Source organism: Paucihalobacter sp. (assembly GCF_036825875.1).
Classification (GTDB): Bacteria; Bacteroidota; Bacteroidia; order Flavobacteriales; family Flavobacteriaceae; genus Paucihalobacter.
Genome location: NZ_DAISXK010000004.1, coordinates 97,343 through 116,545, shown reverse-complemented (window position 1 = coordinate 116,545; position 19,203 = coordinate 97,343). Strand labels below are relative to the sequence as shown.

The window sequence follows — 19,203 nt, the reverse complement described above, 5'->3', positions numbered from 1 at the left end:
AACAGGTGAGCAAAAAGAGTTTAAAGCACACTTTACTTTGAAAAGATAAAATATTATGAAATTTAAAACCTATTTAAAACTTATGACGTTGTTACTAACCATAACAACTTTAAATGCCCAAGAAGGTCTGCCTATTTATTCAGATTATTTAACAGATAATTATTACCTCATACATCCGTCCATGGCTGGTGTAGCTAATTGCGCAAAAATTAGAATGACAGGAAGGCAACAATGGTTCGGCGATGATAATGCTCCAAGTCTTGCTACCCTAAGTGTTAATAGTAGATTAGGTGAAGGTCCTTCAGCAGTTGGTGGAATCGTCTACAGCGATCGAAACGGATTCCATTCACAAGTTGGTGCTTATGCAACTTATGCACACCACCTTATGTTTTCTCGTAACGAAATTGATTTGAACATGCTTTCGTTTGGTTTAAGTGCAGGGTTTATTCAATATAAGCTGGATGAAACATCATTTTTATCACAAGGCTTTGATCCTATTATCGCTGGAATCGAACAAAGTGCCACCAATTTTAATATTGATTTTGGTTTTTCGTATCACTTTATTAATTTTTATGCGCATGCAACTGTTAAAAACGTATTGAATAATGAAGGAATTAATTTTAACGAACAAGGTTTAAGTTTTGATAATCTTCGCACCTATTTACTGTCAGTTGGAAATACTTTTAAGAAATACGGTAGTGAATGGAGTTATGAGCCTTCAATTATGTACATGTATCGCGATGCAACTCAGGAATCGTCTATTGATATAAACGGAAAAGTTTATAAGGACATGGATTTCGGAAGAATTTGGGGTGGATTATCTTATCGCAGAAGTTTTGATGGTGCTGAGTTTTTAGACGGTTCGGGTGTTAGTAGCCAAAAACTTCAATACTTTACCCCATTTGTAGGAGTAGATTACAATAATTTTGTATTTGCTTACACCTATTCATATCAGGCAAATTCAGTAGTTTTTAACAACGGTGGATTTCATCAAATAACATTAGGCTACAACTTTAATTGCCGTAAAAAGAAATACGAATGTGATTGTCCTGCGATAAACTAAGTTAACGAGTCTCAAAATAATATTAAAACTTATTTATTTCCAAAATCAAAATAAGGTGAAGGCTTAGTTTTTTTAGTGAAGTGAACTGTTGAATGAGTGAAGGCTGATTTTGTGACATAACAAATATTAAATCTCCCATTTCACCATTTTAATTAATCAAATAAAGTGCGTAAGTTTAAATTTTAAATGATATTTAATTTGAAATTAACGCGTCTTTTACTCTTGTTGTTAGCACTGTATTCAGGATTGGCTGCTTTTTCCCAAGAAAGTAACCCTGATAACATAGACTACTTTTATGTGCGAGGTTCTGTAAAAGAACAGTTTTCTTCAAATCCAATTTCAAACGTAACTATTGAGGTTAACGGTGGCGCTTATTCCACCACAGGAAGTGACGGAACCTTTAGAATTAGGGTAAAAAAAGGAGACCAGCTGGTTGTAAAACATCCAGATTTCGAAACTGTTTTCTACACGATAAAAAACAACGAACGAATTTCGGTTGAAGTAACTGCCCAACAGGTTAAACCATCATCCAACCAATTAAGAAAAGAAAGTGCACAGCTTTTTAGAAATTATATAGATTCTGCCGAGACCTATTTAAAAAAAGATGCAGAGCGAAGTATTCTATTTGTTACTCAAGCTCTAGAAAAGAGTAATACTGTCAATCAAAATGCTGATGTGTATGAGGTTTTGGGCGACATATATTATTATTGGAAGCAATTTGATTTGGCAGTTTATAATTATCTAATCAGTCTTCAAAATATTTCTAATAATGACGTTCGATTAAAACTCGCGAAATCACAAAGATTAAATGGCAACTTTCAAGAAAGTCTGTCTACCTTAAAATCAATTAATGAAAAATCTCTGGATAATTATCAATTGGTTGTATGGCATGAAAGCTTGGGTGACACTTATTTTGAAATGAATTTATACGAGCAATCAATAAGAGCATTCAATAACGGTGTTGCGGTTGCCAACGCTGCTAAAATTAAAGCCAAGCAAACAGATTTAAATTCTAAAATAGCTAAATCTTATGCAGCAGCTGGTAATTTGAAACAAGCTGAAGGATTTTTCAACAGTGCACTGAATTTGGCCGAGAACGAAAATCCAAAACGTGCCATGGAAGAGAAAATCACCATTGCCGACTTTAAAAATAAAAGCCAAGATTATTCCAAAGAAATTGCTTTAAGAAAAGAAGCCTTGAAAGATGTTTTAGTAGTGAAATCAGATTCGGTTCTTCCAAATGAAAGTCCGTTTACACCTCAAAAACAAAATTATAAAATTGGAAATGCTTATTTTTTAAAACAAGATTATAAAAATGCCATTCCATTTCTTGAAAAAAGTATTGAAGAAGCCACTTTAAGCGAAGATTTAATAGTCAAAAAGGACGCTTATAAAAAACTTACCGACGTATACGAAGATGCTGGAAATTACGCTAAGGCTCTAGAAACTTATAAAAGCTATAAAGATGTAGTGGATGCCTTGTATATTTTAAAAGAACAAGAAATAGCGCAGGCAGCAAGATTTAATAGAAAACTTATCGAGAGTCAAAGTCGAATTACAAGTTTGGAGACCGATCGCGCGCTGTCATTGAGCAATTTAGAACTTACTTTTGAACGAAACAAACGGCAGCAAGTAATTATTTACTCACTTATTTCGGGATTGATACTGCTGCTGATCACGGGCTATTTTATGTTCAAATACATCAAACAACAACGCTTAGCAAACAATTTATTGGCTCTAAAATCGCTGAGAAGCCAGATGAACCCCCATTTTATTTTTAACGCGCTCAATTCTGTAAATAGTTTCATTGCACTAAATGACGAACGTACGGCTAATCGATATTTATCCGATTTTGCCCTACTAATGCGCGCTGTTTTAGAGAATAGCGAAGAAGACTTTATTCCCTTAGAAAAGGAAATTAACCTTTTAAAAATGTACACCAAATTGGAGCATTTTCGTTTTAAAGAAAAATTTGATTATCAAATTATTGTAGATGAAGATGTTGATGTAGAGGCTTATCAGATTCCTCCTATGTTACTGCAACCGTACATTGAAAATGCTGTTTGGCACGGCTTGAGATATAAAGAAGATAAAGGTTTTTTAGACATTAAAATCGCTAACAAATCAATCAACGAAATTATGATATCAGTAACTGACGATGGTATTGGCAGACAACGTTCTAAAGAACTGAAAACTGCCAATCAAAAAAAGCAAAATTCAAAGGGTATGAACAATATTAAAAAACGTGTTTCTATTCTTAATCAAATGTATAAGGATAAAATATCTGTAGATATCGAAGATTTTAATTCTGAAGGAGATACAGGAACGCGCGTAATTGTAACGCTCAAGAAAGATTAAAAATTTAAATTTACCTTATGAAATTAAAGTCAATAATAGTAGAGGACGAGGCCAATAGTCGAGAAATACTTAAAAACTACTTGATAAAATATTGCCCCAATGTTGAGATTGTTGGTGAAGCAGCAAACATTGACGAAGGACTTGCTTTAATAAGGCAAAACGACTTGGATTTAGTCTTTCTGGATGTTGAAATGCCATTCGGGAATGCCTTTGATTTGCTAGATAAAGTTGGTTCTGTAAACTTTGAAACGATATTTGTAACTGCCTACAATCAATATGCTTTAGAGGCATTAAATGCCCATGCTTCCTATTATTTAATGAAACCAATTTCTATCGACGAATTAATAAAGGCAGTCGATTATGTTACAGACATAAAAGAAAAAGAGAATGCACTTGCGAATCAGGTTCTGGTTACAAAATCACAATTTGTAGACGGAAAAATAACCATTCCCCAACAAGATGGTTTTGAAGTATTAGATACCGCCGACATTCTATACTGTAAGGCCGATGATAATTATACCGAAATATATTTAAGTAATAATAAGAAGAAATTAGTGAGTAAAACACTAAAATATTTTGAAGATATTCTTAAAAATTCAAGCTTTGCAAGGGTTCATAAATCCTATTTGGTGAATGTAAACCATGTTGCCAAATATAAAAAGGGAAAAGGTGGAAGCGTTATTCTAAGTAATGGCAAGGAAGTAATGGTTTCTGCCTCAAAAAAATCTGAATTGTTATCATTTTATAAATAGGAAAAAATATGCCTGTAATTAAATCAGTTAACGGACACACGCCAATTATTCCAGATGATTGTTATATTGCTGAGAATGCCACTGTTGTTGGTGAGGTTAGTTTAGGAAGTCAATGCAGTATTTGGTTTAATGCAGTGCTGCGCGGTGATGTTCACTTTATAAAAATTGGAAATAAAGTGAATATACAAGATGGTGCGGTCATACATGCCACCTATCAAAAATCGCCTACAACTATTGGTAATAATGTATCTATTGGGCATAATGCTATTGTACATGGCTGTACAATTCATGACAATGTACTAATCGGAATGGGTAGTATTGTAATGGACGATTGCGTAATAGAAAGTAATTCAATTATAGCCGCAGGTGCTGTAGTTACTCAAAATACAAGGGTAGAAGCTGGTAGTATTTATGCAGGTGTTCCAGCCAAAAAAGTTAAGGACATTAGCGAAGCGCTTATCAATGGCGAAATTAATCGGATTGCCGACAATTATATAAAATATGCCAGTTGGTTCAAATAGTGTTTAGATTGTTTTATACTGAAAGGTTGAGTGTTTTAATACCATGGATTAATGCTTGTAAATCCTTCATGTTATTTATCTCTTCGGAACTAATGATTTCAATCAATGTATTGTTTTCTAGTTGTAAAATTGTGGGATATTGAAACTGTTCTGAATGAAAACTACTTTCAAATTCATCACTATGTAAGAAGCGCATTTCAATCAGAAAATCTTTCTGAAACTCGCGCCAAAGGCTTTTCTCAGAAAACGTATCATGTGTGAGTGCACACAAATTACAAGGATAGGTTGAAGGGCTTATTATTTTATGCACGCTATCTAAAACAGAATGTTTTAAACCTGACTTTGCATTGTAAACAAATATAATTTTCATTTGCTTGTAGTAGTAAAATCTAACGATACCTTACTAGAAATTTAAAAATTTCACTGGATATTTTGCTTCTGTTAAAGCGGTAATTACATCGGTTTTTCCGTTGGTGTAAAATATTATTTCTGGGGAATTTGAAATAGTTTTTTCTAAATCATGAAGGTTTAAAACCGCTTTGGTTTGTCTTGCCACTGCAAGTCCAGAATCTATAATTGTAACATTTTCTGGTAAAATGGTTTTCAAAATCGGAATCAAATAGGGATAGTGCGTGCAACCTAAGACCAAATAATCTATTTGGGCATCGATCATGGGTTGCATGTAGCTTTTGAGCAGTGATTTTAATTCTGGTGAATGTAGGGCGCCATTTTCAATTAATTCTACTATCCCAGTGCCAGTTTGTTCAACAACGGTAATGTTTTGACTGTAAAGATTTGTGGTTTTATGAAACAACTCACTAGACAAAGTGCCTTTGGTTGCTAAAATACCAATACTTTTAGATTGAGATTGAAGTGCCGCAGGTTTTATAGCAGGTTCAATTCCGATAAATGGCAACTGGTAATTTGCTCTTAAATGTGAAATGGCATTTGTTGTAGCGGTATTACAAGCTACAACAATAAGTTTGCATTTCATTTTTATAAGAAGTTCAGTGTTCTTAACACTCAAACTAATAATTTCTTCCTTCGATTTGGTACCATAAGGAGCGTTTTTACTATCTGCTAAATATATTAAGGATTCATTTGGAAGCAGTTGATGTATTTCCTTAAAAATAGAAGTACCACCAACACCAGAATCAAAAATACCAATAGGATTGTTTTGCATGCTTACAAAAATAAACAAGCCGCTCTATTAAAAGCGGCTCGTTGAACTTTAATTTTTAAGATTGAATTAAATACCCAATTCTTTTTTAACATCTGCAATAAGATCTTTTCCGTCAGCCATTATTACAATACCGTTGTTAGGCGTAGATTCTAATACGTAATCAAAACCTTGAGCTTTTGCCACTTTAACGATAGCAGCTTTCACTTTTTCGGTAATTGGTTTTAATAAGTCGAATTGCTTTTTTTGAAGATCTTCTTGTGCCTGACCTTGATATTCTCTAATGCTGCGTTGCATGGTTTCTACTTCGGTCATTCTTTTAGCATTTTCGTCATCTGTTTGAGAAGCAGCTTCGGCATCGTATCGTTTTAATTTATTTTGATATTCAGCTATCATTTCTTCAATTGCTACTTGATACGTTTTCTCAAGTTTTTCAATCTCGGCCTGAGCAGCTTTAGTCTCCGGCATGGCACCAATAAGTGCTTGAGAATCGATATGAGCAACTTTACTTTGTGCAGTGCTTAACGTTGTTGCACCTAGAAATAGGGCAGTTGCAAATAAAATAGTTTTAAATTGTTTCATGTGTTTAAATGTTACTATTGTGTATTAATTAATTGTTTTTAATTGAGTCTGCTTTTTTCTCAGCTTCTTCTTTTTCTTTTTTACGATCTTCTAATATTTTCTTTTTACGATCTTCTAATTCTTTTCTTCGTGCTTCTCTTTCGTCAATTTTCTTTTGACGTTCAGCTTCCATTTTCTCTTTAGCTGTTAAAGGTTTTTCAGCGGCGGTCGAATCTTTAGACTTCTCAGCAGGTTTCTCATCTGTGTTTCCAGTTTGAGCTTTTTTAGCATCTAGAATTTCTTGTCTTTTTTCTTCGCGTTCTTTTATTTTTCTGGCTCTTTCTTCTGCCATTAATTCTTGTGGCGTCTTATCTTTTGCGTCCGAAATTGAGTCTTTGGTTACTGTTTTTTCAACCTCTTTCTCAGCTTCTTTTCCAATAGAAGGAGGTGTGCTAATATTTCGTGCTTCTAAGGCTTCTTGTCTTTTTTGTTCACGTTCCTTTAATTTTTCAGCACGTTGCTCGGCCATCAATTCTTGAGGCGTTTTACCAGAGTTATCACTTTGTTTTGAAGCATCGGTAGTAGAATCCTTGTCTGCTGTGGTTCTGCCACTCTTACCCATTTTTTCTTCTCTGGCTTTGGCACGTTCGTCAATTATTTGTTGTCTCCTAGCCGCCGCTGCTTCTTTTGCTGCTTCTCTTTCTTCTAGTTGCTGTTGACGTCTGGTCTCAGCTTCCTGTCTTCTAGCGTCTTTCTTTTCTTCTAAGGCTTTTTGTCTGTCTTCAAGACTTTCATTTATTTCTGGAGCTAATTCTTCCGCTTCCGCTTCGCGGCGCTCTTCCTTAGTTTGTGCCTGTCTGCGCCCAGTTGATCTTGTTATACTTCTTAAAACTTGCTCGCTAATATCATATTGCTTAGCTGAAAAAAGCATTGTTAGGTCGGCAGATTTGTCAAAAATAAAATCGTAATTTCTAGCTTCAGCAATTTCTTGCACTGTGGCAAAAATTTGATCTTGAACAGGCTGAACTAGTTGATTTTTTTGTGTTATTAAATCGCCTTCTGGTCCAAATCTTTTCTGCTGATAATCCAACACTTCATTTTCTTCAATCTTAATATCTTCAAGTCGTTCTTCGTACAATTCCTTTGTTAGCAAAATACGTTCAGCTTCGAGCTCTTGTTTTTTGGTTTCAATGGCATTGAGCTTTTTATCTATATCAGATTTCCATTCCTGCACTTTTTTGTCGAGTTGCGCATTAGCCTCAGTATAGTTAGGTACATTTTCTAAAATGTATTCCGTATCTATATAAGCGATTCTTATACCTCTTTGCGCATGAGTTGAAAGCGTTGTAAAAACAACTATTGTCAATATATAAAGAACATTGTATTTCATGTAAGTATATTATTTATGTTAACCATAATATTTTTCAAATTAACGAAATAAATATTGAAAAATTTTAACACTGCTATGAATTACTTAAATCAACGTTAGAAAATATCGTGCCAAACTTAAAATTGTTGTCCAATAATGAAGTGGGTTTCCCATCCATTTTTCTGTGTTTGTCCAGGTAATGGATCAAAACCATGTCCGAAATCAATACCTAAAAGTCCGAAGGCTGGCATAAAAATTCTGATACCAAATCCAGCTGAACGTTGCATGTTAAAGGGATTATACTCTCTAAAGTTATCGAATGACGCACCAGCCTCTAAAAATCCGAGTGCAAAAATTTTCGCGCCAGCACCTAAGGTAATTGGATGTCTAAGCTCTAATGAAAACTTATTGTAAATCGTTCCACCATCAACCGTCGACAAAGATTGGTTTGGGTAACCTCTTAATTGCACGACTTCACGTCCGTCTAAAGCAAAATTTCCTAAACCATCACCACCCAAAAAGAAACGCTCAAAAGGTATGATACCTCTATCGTTGTTGTAAGCACCTAAAAAACCAAATTCAATATTTGATCGTAATACGAATTGCTTGAACAATGTGGTGTAATAATCACCTCTAAATTTAACTTTATAAAATTCAAGCCATTTAAAACGTTCTTGATCTATATCTCCGATTCGTTGAAAGTCGCTAGGATTTGTGGGATCCAAACCAGCTCTTTCTTCGGCTAATGCGCCATAATCAACATTATTTAAAAGTGAATAGGGTAACGATAATTTTGCCGAGATACTAAAATTCGATCCACCAGTTGGAAAAATTGGATCGGTATAGGTGCTGTTTCTTGACAAAGCAACTGTATATGATAAATTATTAGCATACCCATTACCAAAGGTAAATAAACCAGTATTATAATTGTTCAGACTATAATGCTGAAGACCCACCGATTGAGACAATAAAAAGAAATCGTCAGGAACTGTTAATCGTTTTGCCAGACCAACCGAAATACCGGTAATATTGAAACTACGACTTCTGTCGGCTCTTCTGCTGAATGGATCAAATAAAAATTGTTTGGTTTGAGATAATGAAACCGAAAGTTGCTGAGGTCTTTTTCCACCTAACCATGGTTCGCTAAAGGTAAAACTAAATGTTTGGAAAAATTGACTCGCTTGCAACCGCAGCGCTAGTGTTTGTCCATCACCACGTGGAACAGGTTTGTAGGCGTCTTTTTTGAAAATATCTTTGATGGCAAAATTGTTAAAAGAAAGCCCGAGTGTTCCTATAAAGCCACCACCACCATAACCACCTTGTAATTCAATCTGGCTAGAACCTTGTTCTACTACTGAATACTGAATATCGAGTGTGCCAGCATTGGGATCAGGATTTTTAATATCAGGTGTAATTTGTTGACCATCAAAAAATCCAAGCTGACCGAGCTCACGCACTGTTCTAACGATGTTTGATTTTTGATAAAGTTGTCCAGGTCTCGTGCGTAGTTCACGGTAAATAACCCTATCATTTGTTATCTCGTTTCCAATAACTGTTACGTTATTTAGATAGGCTGGTTTACCTTCGGTTATTCTAATTTCAAGATCGATAACATTGCCATCAGCACCAGTTTCTACTGGGTTTATGGTTGAGAACAAATAGCCGCTGTCTTGGTATAGGTTGGTTAGATTAATGCCATCAGGACGTGTATTATCTTCAATGCGCTTAGCGAGTTCAACGCCATTATAAGTTGAACCTTCAGTAATTTTTAAAACAGACATTAATTCTCGATTTGAATAAACTGTATTTCCTACAAAGTTTATTTTTCCGAAAGTATATTTTGAACCTTCATTAACTTCTATTTTTAATGAAATGGTGTTGTCGTCATTTTTAATAATAGTATCAGAGACTACCCTAGCATCGCGGTAACCATTTTCTTTATATAAATCGATAAGTGATACAAGATCTTCTTTAAAGTCGGCTTCAATATATTTGGAGCGTTTTAATATTCTAAACAGAAACTTTTGTTTGGTATTTTTGAGTGATTTTCGCAATCTTTTGTCTTTAAATACCTCGTTACCTTCAAACTCAATCTTTTTTATTTTAACCTTTTCTTTTTGATCAATATCTACAAGCATATTGACACGCTTTTTATCTATAGTGTCTTTTACTTCTGTGGTGACGATATTGACTTCGGTATTAAAAAAACCTTTTTTCTTATATTTATTCGTTAAGTAACTTTTGGTTGTAGTTATTAAGTTTTCAGTTACTTTGGTACCTTTTTGAAGTTTGTTTTCGTTTATAATTTCTTCAAACTTACCTTTTTTAACACCTTGTACTTTTACAGTATTTAATTCGGGTAAATCAGAAAGTTCAATTTCTAAAAACACGGTATCGTTGGCAAACCTTGTGGCATAAATATCAATACTACTAAATAAATTTGAACGCCATAATTTTTTGATGGCGTTACTTATTTTTTCACCAGGTATTTTAATAACATCATCTTTTCTAAGACCCGAATAAGCCACGATAGTCTGTGAACCAAATGAGGTATTACCTGTGACCTCTATTTCGCCAATTACGTAAGATTTGCCTGTGTCGAATGAATATTCCTGAGCTGATAATATTGGTCCAATTATAAAAGTTAGGATTATTATAAAGAAATTACGATAAGTTTTCAAATTTTTTGATTATTTGCTAAGTTGTTCACTTGTTTTACCAAATCTTCTTTCACGTTGTTCATAGCATTTAAGGGCCTTGTACAAATCTTCCTTTTGAAAGTCTGGCCAAAGTACATCAGTAAAATACAATTCGGCATAAGCGATTTGCCAAAGTAAAAAGTTACTAATTCTTTGTTCGCCGCTAGTCCTAATTAGCAAGTCTACGTCTGGTAAATTTTGCGTGTAAAGATGATTATTAATTATGGATTCATCAATAGAATCAATTGAAATTATATTATTTTTAACGTTGCTACTTATGGTTTTAATCGCATTTATTAACTCTTCTCGTGAGCCATAACTCAATGCTAAAGTTAAAATCATATGTGTATTCGATTTTGTTTTATCGATTACTTCTAGCAATTCTTTATGCGCATTTTGAGGGAGTTCATTTAGATTACCAATAGCCATTAGTTTAATATTGTTGTCCTGAAGTGTTTTAATTTCTTTTTTTAATGATTTCACTAATAATTTCATTAAAGTATTTACTTCAGTTTTGGGTCTGTTCCAGTTTTCGGTTGAAAAGGCATATAAGGTAAGATGTTCAATTCCAATTTCTGCACACGCTTCTACTGTAGTTCTTACCGATTTTGTCCCATTTTCATGCCCTATTATGCGCAACATTCCTTTTTGTTTGGCCCATCTACCGTTGCCATCCATAATAATGGCGAGATGTTTGGGTAATTTATCGGTATGAAATTTAGGTATACTTTCCATTTAGTAAGAGCAATAACAAGGTCTTTGGCCGAAGGTATATGTTAAGGTTATTCCAGTAAATACGTACCAATCGTTGCTGTTCGTATTACCGAAACTCAAATTCTGTCTAAAATCTGCATCAGGCACACTGCCGTCCAATTCGTCGCTAAACGTATATCGAGCACCAACTTCTCCTGCTAAAATGATATGATTGGTTATGGTTGTTTTAATGCCGAATATAATAGGAATGCCATAAGCCCAACTACTTGTGTTTTCAGATGTGTAGTCGCCGGCTGCTGTGAAAAAATAATTATCGTGATGCGCCACAGAAATACCGGTATATAAATATGGTGTTGTTTTATTTCCAGTAATGTGTAAATCAAAATCAAAAAAAGTGAATTCCATTCCAGCCGATAATTCCACAATATCATTTTCAAACGAATAATTTCTGGCAATACGTCTGTTGTCGCTTGATTTACTATCGATACCTTCTAGTTTGGCATAAGTTAGTGAAGCGCGAAATGCATGCCTTGGACTTCTATTCCATTTTAAAATACCACCAATAGCAAGATTATTTGGGGCAATGTAAGTGGTTGCTCCAACATCTCCAATAAAGTTACTTCCACCTAAAAACACGCCAACTTCATATATTTGGGCACTTGTGGTCCCGATGATTAAAAAGCTTAATAAAACTATGATTTTGTGCCTCATAAATTTTTAAAAGTTTGCAAATATAACAATAATGATTAGCCTATTACAATTTGAGTTCAATTGTCTTAGTGATTAACACCAAAGCGTTAAATTTATTGTTTAATTGCGCCTATCTTCACCCCAAAGCAGTTTTTTTCTTAAGGTATTTAAAAAGCTTTCGCTATTAAGTTCCACCATGTTTATTTTAAAATTGGCTCTTTTTACGGTAACAACAGTGTCGTTTGTTAGCGTAAATAATCGGCTATCTAGAGAGAGTAAAAAATCATCTTCTCTTCCGTTAACCTTTAACTGAATAGAGGTTGAATCGGGAATTACTAAAGGTCTGGCATTAAGGTTGTGTGGGGCAATAGGTGTTATTACAAAATTGCCAGCTTGAGGCGTAATAACGGGACCGCCACAACTTAAAGAATATCCGGTAGAACCTGTTGGTGTTGCTATTATCAAACCATCTGCCCAATATGAGGTGAGATATTCGTCGTTTAAATGGGTGTCTACCGAAATCATGGAAGTGGTATTTTTTCTACTTACAGCCACTTCATTTAAAGCAAAGTTGATGTTAACCATTGCTTCGTGAACTGGATTTGTCGTAACCGACACCAGACTGCGTTCAGAGATTTTATAGTTCTTATTAAAAATATCTTCAAAAGCAGATTTAATTACACTGGTTTGAATCGTCGCCAAAAATCCTAATCTTCCAGTATTAATACCAACTATTGGCACACCAGAAGTTTTCACATGTGTAATGGCTCTTAAAATGGTGCCGTCGCCGCCAATACTTACCAATAAATCGAAACTTGAATCAATATTTTCAAAAGATTCGCAGGCAAACTTCTTACTGAGTTGGTTAAACTTTTTTCCTATAAAATTAGCAAACTCTGGCTCCAAATAAATCTCAGCCTTGTAGTCATCAAGACATTCAAATAGAATTTCCAAACTTTCTTGGGTGCTGTGATGAAATTGCTGACCGAATATTGCTATTTTCAAAGTAGTAATGTGAGAAGTTGATTATAAGTCTAAATATTTATTTAAATAGTCCGAACGCTCTTTTAAATTTTCAATATAGGTGTCTTCTTCAATCCCAGATACAATATTGTAACCATAACGTCTGAAGGATTGTAAAACGTCATTCATTCCTGTTTGGCCTATTTTAACTGTAAGTTGAACTTTGTCGTTTACCATTTGTGAAATAAACGCACCGTAAATCTTGGCATTATTTGATTCAACAATCTGACTGATTTCGCTAAATGAATAGTCGTTCAAACTTTTTTCAACAATGATAACGCCGCCGGATTCTGCAAAAAATGGTGTTTCATTAAATAATCCTATAACATCGTTTAATTCATAATAACCTAGGTAAGTATTGTTAATATCTAAAATAGGCATCACATTGCTATTGTTTTGCGCAAAAGCTTCTAAAACGTCAAGCCAGGTACTATTATCGCGAACAAAAAAGCCTTCAATTGAATAGGTGATATCACTTAAAATAATAGGCGACTCAAAACAATGAGCATCAGTTTCAGAAATACATCCTATATAAATTTCACCATTTTTTATTGGAATGTGCGTATATGTAAGCTGACTAAACATCAACTTCACGTCGCCAATGGTATCAGAAATATGAATGGGTTTTAGATCGTTTATTATGAGATTATCTAGTTGCATCTAGTATATTATTGAAAGTGCAAATTAATCAAAATTAACTGTAATTAGCCCTTTGTTGTTTGTATTTTTGCACTTTAAAAATTGCTATGATGACGAAATTAAGTGTAAATATAAACAAGGTTGCTACCTTAAGAAACGCTCGTGGTGGAAATGTACCAAACGTTGTAGAATTTGCAAAAGATGCTCAGCGCTACGGAGCGCAAGGCATTACGATTCACCCTAGACCCGACCAACGACACATCACTTATAAGGATGTTTATGAATTAAAGCCAGAAATTTGTACCGAATACAATATTGAAGGCAATCCAATTAAGGAATTTATAGACATCGTGCTAAAAGTAAAACCAACTCAAGTAACTTTGGTGCCAGACGCAGTTGATGCCATTACCTCAAATGCTGGTTGGGATACAAAAAAGCACCAACAATTTTTATCGGAAGTTATTGCCGAATTTAAACGCAATGGGATTAGAACTTCTATTTTTGTCGACCCTAATTTAAGCCATGTTGAAGGCGCTAAACTCACAGGAACCGATAGAATTGAACTCTACACAGAAGCTTTCGCACATCAATACGAACGCGGCAATTTAGAAGCCATCAAGCCTTACACCGCTTGCGCAGAATTAGCGACAGATTTAGGTTTAGGCATCAATGCAGGACATGATTTGTCTTTGAACAACATTCAGTTTTTTAAACAAAATATTCCTGAATTACTAGAAGTTTCTATCGGCCACGCACTTATCACCGAAAGTTTGTATTTAGGAGTTGAAAACGTAATTCAAATGTATCTTCAAAAATTAAAGTAATGCCACTATACGCAAATATTATTGGTGAAGGAAAACCGTTTATCATTTTACATGGATTTTTAGGTATGGGCGATAACTGGAAAACTTTAGGAACTTCCTTTTCTGAGGCCGGTTATCAAGTCCATTTAATAGACCAGCGTAATCACGGTAGAAGCTTTCATAGCAACAATTTTAACTATGAGGTTATGGCAGAAGATGTGGTATCTTATTGTAAAGACAACCATCTTGAAAACATTGTGCTTTTAGGGCATTCTATGGGCGGAAAAACCGCTATGCATCTGGCTACCGAATTTCCTGAAATGGTAAGTCATTTAATTGTTGCCGATATTTCCCCGAGATTTTACCCGGTGCATCACGATGGAATCTTAGATGGTTTAAATGCTATCGATTTTAAAACATGTAAATCACGTGGAGATGCCGATGAAGCCTTGTCTAAGCATATTAAATCAAAACCCATCCGACAATTTTTACTTAAAAATTTATATTGGAAAAATCAAGACACTTTAGCGCTTAGGCTAAATTTAGAAGTGCTTACCGAACAGGTAGCAGAGGTTGGTGAAGCCTTGCCTATTCAGGCGAAATACGATGGGCCAGCTTTGTTTTTAAGAGGTGATAAATCTGAATACATCGGGCTGCAAGACAACGATATTATCAAGCGCCAATTTCCTAATGTAAAAATTGAAACCATTTCAAATGCTGGCCATTGGTTGCATGCCGAAAATCCAGAGGATTTTTATAAAGAAGTGATGCATTTTTTAAGTTAAATAAATTATTGTATTTTTCATTACACCAAAAACTTATTTAAATGAAACTTATCGTAAAATTCATTCTTTCCGCTATCGCGGTAGTCATCATTTCTAAACTCTTACCTGGCGTTGAAGTTGTGGATTATCTAACAGCATTAATTGTAGCCATTGTTTTAGCAGTTTTGAATTTATTTGTAAGACCTTTATTGATTTTGCTAACGCTGCCTGCAACTATATTAACTTTGGGCTTGTTTCTACTGGTTATTAACGGACTTATCATTTTATTAGCTGGTCATCTCATTCACGGATTTCAAGTATCATCAATTTGGACGGCTATACTTTTTAGTATTTTACTTACCATACTGCAGTCTATTTTTCATTCAGTATTACAAGAAGATAAAAAAATTACTGAATAACAGCATTTTAAAAACTTTGTTGGCACGCTAAAATATTGTATTTTTGCATGCCAATTTTTATAGCATTATCACAATGAATATTACAAGAGAAAACATCGACAACCTGAACGCAGTGGTAAAGGTAGCAATCGCTAAAGAAGACTATAGCGATAAAGTTGAAAAAATACTTACCGATTACAGAAAATCGGCCAATATACCAGGCTTCAGAAAAGGTCATGTGCCAATGACGATGGTGAAAAAGCAGTACGGAAAAGCAGTACTTGTTGATGAAGTAAATAAATTATTACAAGACGCTTTAGGCAAATATCTTGTGGAAGAAAAACTAGACGTTTTAGGCAATCCTTTACCTAAACAGCAGGACGACTTAGACTGGGATGCGGATCAATTCACTTTTGAATTTGAATTAGGACTAGCTCCAGATTTTGAAGTACAACTTAAGGGTAAAAAATCCATCGCACAATACAATATTGTAGCCGATGATAAAATGATTGACGATCAGGTTAAACATATTCAAAAACAATATGGAAAACTCGTTAACATTAATGCCGTTGAAGACAACTCTGAAGTTACCGGAACATTTGTAAACGAGGATCATAATATCAATAACAAAGCAACATTTTCTCTAGATAAAATTAAAGGAAAATCTAACATTAAATTGTTAGTTGGTGCTAAAGTTGGTGACCTTGTAACTTTTTCAACTAAAGGTTTGTTTAACGATGAACACGATTTAGAAACTTATTTAAAAGTGTCTCACAATTTGGTTCACGGACTTAATATCGATGTTCAGTTTACAATTTCTGAAATTAATAATAGAGTTTTAGCAGATCTAGATCAAGACTTGTTCGACAAGCTATTTGGCAAAGGTGAAGTTACCTCGGTAACCGAACTCAAAGAAAAAATAAGAGTAGATTCTGAAAAGCAATTTTTGCAACAAGCCGATCAAAAATTACTAAATGACGTTACAGAATATTTAATTAACAATACAAAATTTGATTTACCAGCATCATTTCTTCAAAAGTGGTTACAAACTGCAGGTGAAGAGCCAATGACTGCAGATCAAGCAAAAGACGAATACGAAAAGTCTGAAAAAAGTATGCGTTACCAATTGATAGAAGGGAAGCTTATTGAAAAACATAATTTACAAGTTCAATTTGAAGATTTAAAATCACATACTATTGAAATGATTAAATCTCAAATGGCACAATTTGGTCAGATGAATCCTGGCGAAAAAGAACTGGAAGATATTGCAGCACGAATTTTATCGAATCGCGATGAAGTAAAACGTCTATCAGAACAATTAATGAGTCAGAAATTGTTAAATCTTTACAAAACAGAGGCCAATTTGAAGGTAAAGAAAATAACTTACGGCGAGTTTGTGAAAGAATTTTACAGTTAAGTATTAAAGAATAAATTAGTATCTTTAAAGCGCAAGACTGTTAAGTTTTGCGCTTTTTTAATAGATTAATAATCAATAAATAACAATAAAAATTCAACAAAATATATGGATTACGCTAAAGAATTTGAAAAATTTGCCACCAAAGATCAAGGCATCAGTACCACATACTACGATAAAATAATGAAGAGTATGTACCCAACCAATTTAACGCCCAACATTATTGAAGAGCGCCAAATGAATATTGCCATTTTTGACGTATTTTCCCGATTAATGATGGATAGAATAATATTTTTAGGTACCGGAATTAATGACCAAGTTGCTAATATCATACAAGCACAATTGTTGTTTTTAGAGAGTACCGATGCCGCTAAAGATATTCAAATCTATATCAATTCTCCAGGAGGAAGCGTATATGCTGGTCTTGGAATTTATGATACCATGCAGTTTATCAAACCAGATGTTGCAACTATTTGCACTGGTATGGCAGCCTCAATGGGTGCCGTTTTATTATGTGCAGGTCATGCTGGAAAACGATCAGCATTAACTCATTCACGAGTAATGATACATCAGCCAATGAGCGGTATGCAAGGTCAAGTATCCGACATGGAAATAACCTTAAGAGAAACCCTTAGAGTTAAAGAAGAATTATATAATATTCTTGCCAAGCATTCCGGTAAAACTTACGATCAAATCGAGAAAGATTCAGATAGAGATTATTGGATGCGCGCCGATCAAGCCAAAGAATATGGAATGATTGATGAAATTTTAGTTAGAAAATAGGCTTAATTTTAAATTTAAAAACTTAGCCAAAATAAACATATATGTCTAAAGTAGAATTAGAATGTTCCTTTTGTGGTCGTAAAAAGTCTGAAACCAGTTTGCTAATTGCAGGCTTGGATGCGCATATCTGCGATAGATGCATCGTGCAAGCCCATGGTATTGTTCTAGAAGAATCTAAACAGGGTGGTAAAGATGCACTTTCCGCCGATGTAATGCTTAAGAAGCCCTTAGAAATAAAGGAGTTTTTAGATACTTATATCATAGGTCAGGAACACACCAAAAAAGTAATGTCTGTAGCGGTTTATAATCACTATAAACGATTACTGCAAAAGCAAACCAATGACGATGTTGAAATTCAAAAAAGTAACATCATTATGGTTGGTCAAACAGGTACAGGAAAAACACTTATGGCAAAAACCATTGCCAGAATGCTCAATGTACCCTTGGCAATAGTTGATGCAACAGTACTAACCGAAGCTGGTTATGTTGGTGAAGATGTTGAAAGTATTCTAACAAGATTACTCCAAGCAGCCGATTACAACCTAGAACGTGCGGAAAAAGGCATTGTTTTTATAGACGAAATCGATAAAATTGCTCGCAAAAGTGACAATCCATCTATTACAAGAGATGTTTCAGGCGAAGGCGTTCAACAGGCGTTGTTAAAGCTCCTCGAAGGAACAGTAGTTAATGTTCCACCAAAAGGCGGACGCAAACACCCAGACCAAAAGTTTATAGAAGTTAATACCGAAAATATTTTATTTATCGCTGGTGGTGCTTTCGATGGTATTGACCGCGTAATTTCTAAACGTCTCAATATGCAAGCCGTTGGTTATAGTGCTTCAATATCGGATGCGAAAGTTGATTTCACCAATTTACTCCAATATATAACACCTAAAGATTTAAAGGACTTTGGATTAATTCCAGAAATTATTGGTCGGTTGCCAGTGCTAACCCATATGGATCCATTAGACTCTAAAACCTTACGTGCCATTTTAACCGAACCTAAAAATGCCATCATCAAACAATACGAGAAATTGTTCTCTATGGATGATGTTGATTTTACTATTACAGATGGTGCTTTAGATTATATTGTTGAAAAAGCAGTAGAGTATAAATTAGGGGCAAGAGGATTAAGATCGCTCTGTGAAGAAATCCTGACCGACGCAATGTTCGAATTGCCAAGCAGCGACAGTAAAACCTTAAACGTTACAAAGTCCTATGCCGAAGATAAACTTACACGAACTACATTGAAAAAACTTAAGGCAGTGTCTTAGTTAAAAATAAATTCGTAAAAAACAATAAACCACTCGAGAGAAGAGTGGTTTTTTTATTTGGATTAATTACTAATATTGCTGAACAATATCTTGAAAGTGTTATTTCTTTGTTGTAATATTTTTGTAAATATAAACGCATAATTTAAAGAAAAAGGCTACGCTTTAAATTTTTAGATTAAGGGTTGTTAAAATTCGTTA

Annotated in this window: 19 protein-coding genes; 10 read left to right on the top strand and 9 right to left on the bottom strand. The window is 34.4% G+C overall.

Going from position 1 to position 19,203, the window contains the following annotated elements:
• Nucleotides 1-55 precede the first annotated feature (55 nt).
• The 4 genes from V7Z48_RS02480 (at nucleotide 56) to V7Z48_RS02465 (ending at nucleotide 4,694) form a co-directional block, all read left to right on the top strand.
• Nucleotides 56-1,063, top strand: coding sequence for a PorP/SprF family type IX secretion system membrane protein (locus V7Z48_RS02480; RefSeq protein WP_334111808.1), 1,008 nt, complete (start codon nucleotides 56-58; stop codon nucleotides 1,061-1,063).
• 198 nt (nucleotides 1,064-1,261) lie between these two features.
• On the top strand, nucleotides 1,262-3,421 hold the full coding sequence (locus V7Z48_RS02475) for a histidine kinase (protein WP_334111807.1): 2,160 nt from the start codon (nucleotides 1,262-1,264) through the stop codon (nucleotides 3,419-3,421).
• 17 nt (nucleotides 3,422-3,438) lie between these two features.
• The gene (locus V7Z48_RS02470; protein WP_334111806.1) at nucleotides 3,439-4,173 is read left to right on the top strand and encodes a LytR/AlgR family response regulator transcription factor; all 735 of its coding nucleotides are present in this window, start codon (nucleotides 3,439-3,441) and stop codon (nucleotides 4,171-4,173) included.
• Nucleotides 4,174-4,181: 8 nt separating this feature from the next.
• The gene (locus V7Z48_RS02465; protein ID WP_334111805.1) at nucleotides 4,182-4,694 is read left to right on the top strand and encodes a gamma carbonic anhydrase family protein; all 513 of its coding nucleotides are present in this window, start codon (nucleotides 4,182-4,184) and stop codon (nucleotides 4,692-4,694) included.
• Between the two features lie 13 nt (nucleotides 4,695-4,707).
• On the opposite strand, the gene V7Z48_RS02460 is transcribed toward V7Z48_RS02465, so the two are convergent.
• The 9 genes from V7Z48_RS02460 to V7Z48_RS02420 form a co-directional block, all read right to left on the bottom strand.
• On the bottom strand, nucleotides 4,708-5,064 hold the full coding sequence (locus V7Z48_RS02460) for a GTPase (RefSeq protein ID WP_334111804.1): 357 nt from the start codon (nucleotides 5,062-5,064) through the stop codon (nucleotides 4,708-4,710).
• A 33-nt stretch (nucleotides 5,065-5,097) separates the two neighbouring features.
• The gene (gene murI, locus V7Z48_RS02455) at nucleotides 5,098-5,877 is read right to left on the bottom strand and encodes a glutamate racemase (RefSeq protein WP_334111803.1); all 780 of its coding nucleotides are present in this window, start codon (nucleotides 5,875-5,877) and stop codon (nucleotides 5,098-5,100) included.
• Between the two features lie 66 nt (nucleotides 5,878-5,943).
• A complete protein-coding gene (locus V7Z48_RS02450) occupies nucleotides 5,944-6,456 on the bottom strand; it encodes an OmpH family outer membrane protein (protein WP_334111802.1) in 513 nt (170 codons plus the stop codon).
• A 28-nt stretch (nucleotides 6,457-6,484) separates the two neighbouring features.
• Nucleotides 6,485-7,825, bottom strand: coding sequence for an OmpH family outer membrane protein (locus V7Z48_RS02445; protein WP_334111801.1), 1,341 nt, complete (start codon nucleotides 7,823-7,825; stop codon nucleotides 6,485-6,487).
• Between the two features lie 116 nt (nucleotides 7,826-7,941).
• On the bottom strand, nucleotides 7,942-10,485 hold the full coding sequence (locus V7Z48_RS02440; protein ID WP_334111800.1) for a BamA/OMP85 family outer membrane protein: 2,544 nt from the start codon (nucleotides 10,483-10,485) through the stop codon (nucleotides 7,942-7,944).
• 9 nt (nucleotides 10,486-10,494) lie between these two features.
• Nucleotides 10,495-11,238 (bottom strand): isoprenyl transferase, encoded by a 744-nt coding sequence (locus V7Z48_RS02435; protein WP_334111799.1) that lies wholly within the window; start codon nucleotides 11,236-11,238, stop codon nucleotides 10,495-10,497.
• Nucleotides 11,239-11,928, bottom strand: coding sequence for a type IX secretion system protein PorG (porG, locus tag V7Z48_RS02430; RefSeq protein ID WP_334111798.1), 690 nt, complete (start codon nucleotides 11,926-11,928; stop codon nucleotides 11,239-11,241).
• Between the two features lie 99 nt (nucleotides 11,929-12,027).
• Nucleotides 12,028-12,912, bottom strand: coding sequence for an NAD kinase (locus V7Z48_RS02425; protein ID WP_334111797.1), 885 nt, complete (start codon nucleotides 12,910-12,912; stop codon nucleotides 12,028-12,030).
• 21 nt (nucleotides 12,913-12,933) lie between these two features.
• Complete coding sequence (locus V7Z48_RS02420) at nucleotides 12,934-13,590, bottom strand: acetoin utilization protein acuB (RefSeq protein ID WP_334111796.1); 657 nt, start codon at nucleotides 13,588-13,590, stop codon at nucleotides 12,934-12,936.
• A gap of 89 nt (nucleotides 13,591-13,679) precedes the next feature.
• Between V7Z48_RS02420 and V7Z48_RS02415 the strand changes: the two genes are divergently transcribed.
• The 6 genes from V7Z48_RS02415 to clpX all read left to right on the top strand — a co-directional run bounded on the left by V7Z48_RS02415 (nucleotide 13,680) and on the right by clpX (nucleotide 19,005).
• Nucleotides 13,680-14,393 carry a pyridoxine 5'-phosphate synthase gene (locus tag V7Z48_RS02415; protein WP_334111809.1) on the top strand — a complete coding sequence of 238 codons (714 nt, stop codon included), beginning with the start codon at nucleotides 13,680-13,682 and terminating at the stop codon, nucleotides 14,391-14,393.
• Nucleotides 14,393-15,157, top strand: coding sequence for an alpha/beta fold hydrolase (locus tag V7Z48_RS02410; RefSeq protein ID WP_334111795.1), 765 nt, complete (start codon nucleotides 14,393-14,395; stop codon nucleotides 15,155-15,157). Before V7Z48_RS02415 ends, V7Z48_RS02410 begins: the two co-directional genes overlap by 1 nt.
• 41 nt (nucleotides 15,158-15,198) lie before the next feature.
• A complete protein-coding gene (locus V7Z48_RS02405; RefSeq protein WP_334111794.1) occupies nucleotides 15,199-15,555 on the top strand; it encodes a phage holin family protein in 357 nt (118 codons plus the stop codon).
• 73 nt (nucleotides 15,556-15,628) lie between these two features.
• Nucleotides 15,629-16,951 (top strand): trigger factor, encoded by a 1,323-nt coding sequence (gene tig / locus V7Z48_RS02400; RefSeq protein WP_334111793.1) that lies wholly within the window; start codon nucleotides 15,629-15,631, stop codon nucleotides 16,949-16,951.
• A 105-nt stretch (nucleotides 16,952-17,056) separates the two neighbouring features.
• Entirely contained in the window at nucleotides 17,057-17,731 is a 675-nt protein-coding gene (clpP, locus tag V7Z48_RS02395; protein WP_334111792.1) for an ATP-dependent Clp endopeptidase proteolytic subunit ClpP, read from the top strand.
• A gap of 41 nt (nucleotides 17,732-17,772) precedes the next feature.
• Nucleotides 17,773-19,005, top strand: a complete 1,233-nt coding sequence (gene clpX / locus V7Z48_RS02390; protein WP_334111791.1) for an ATP-dependent Clp protease ATP-binding subunit ClpX — start codon at nucleotides 17,773-17,775, stop codon at nucleotides 19,003-19,005.
• Nucleotides 19,006-19,203: the final 198 nt, after the last annotated feature.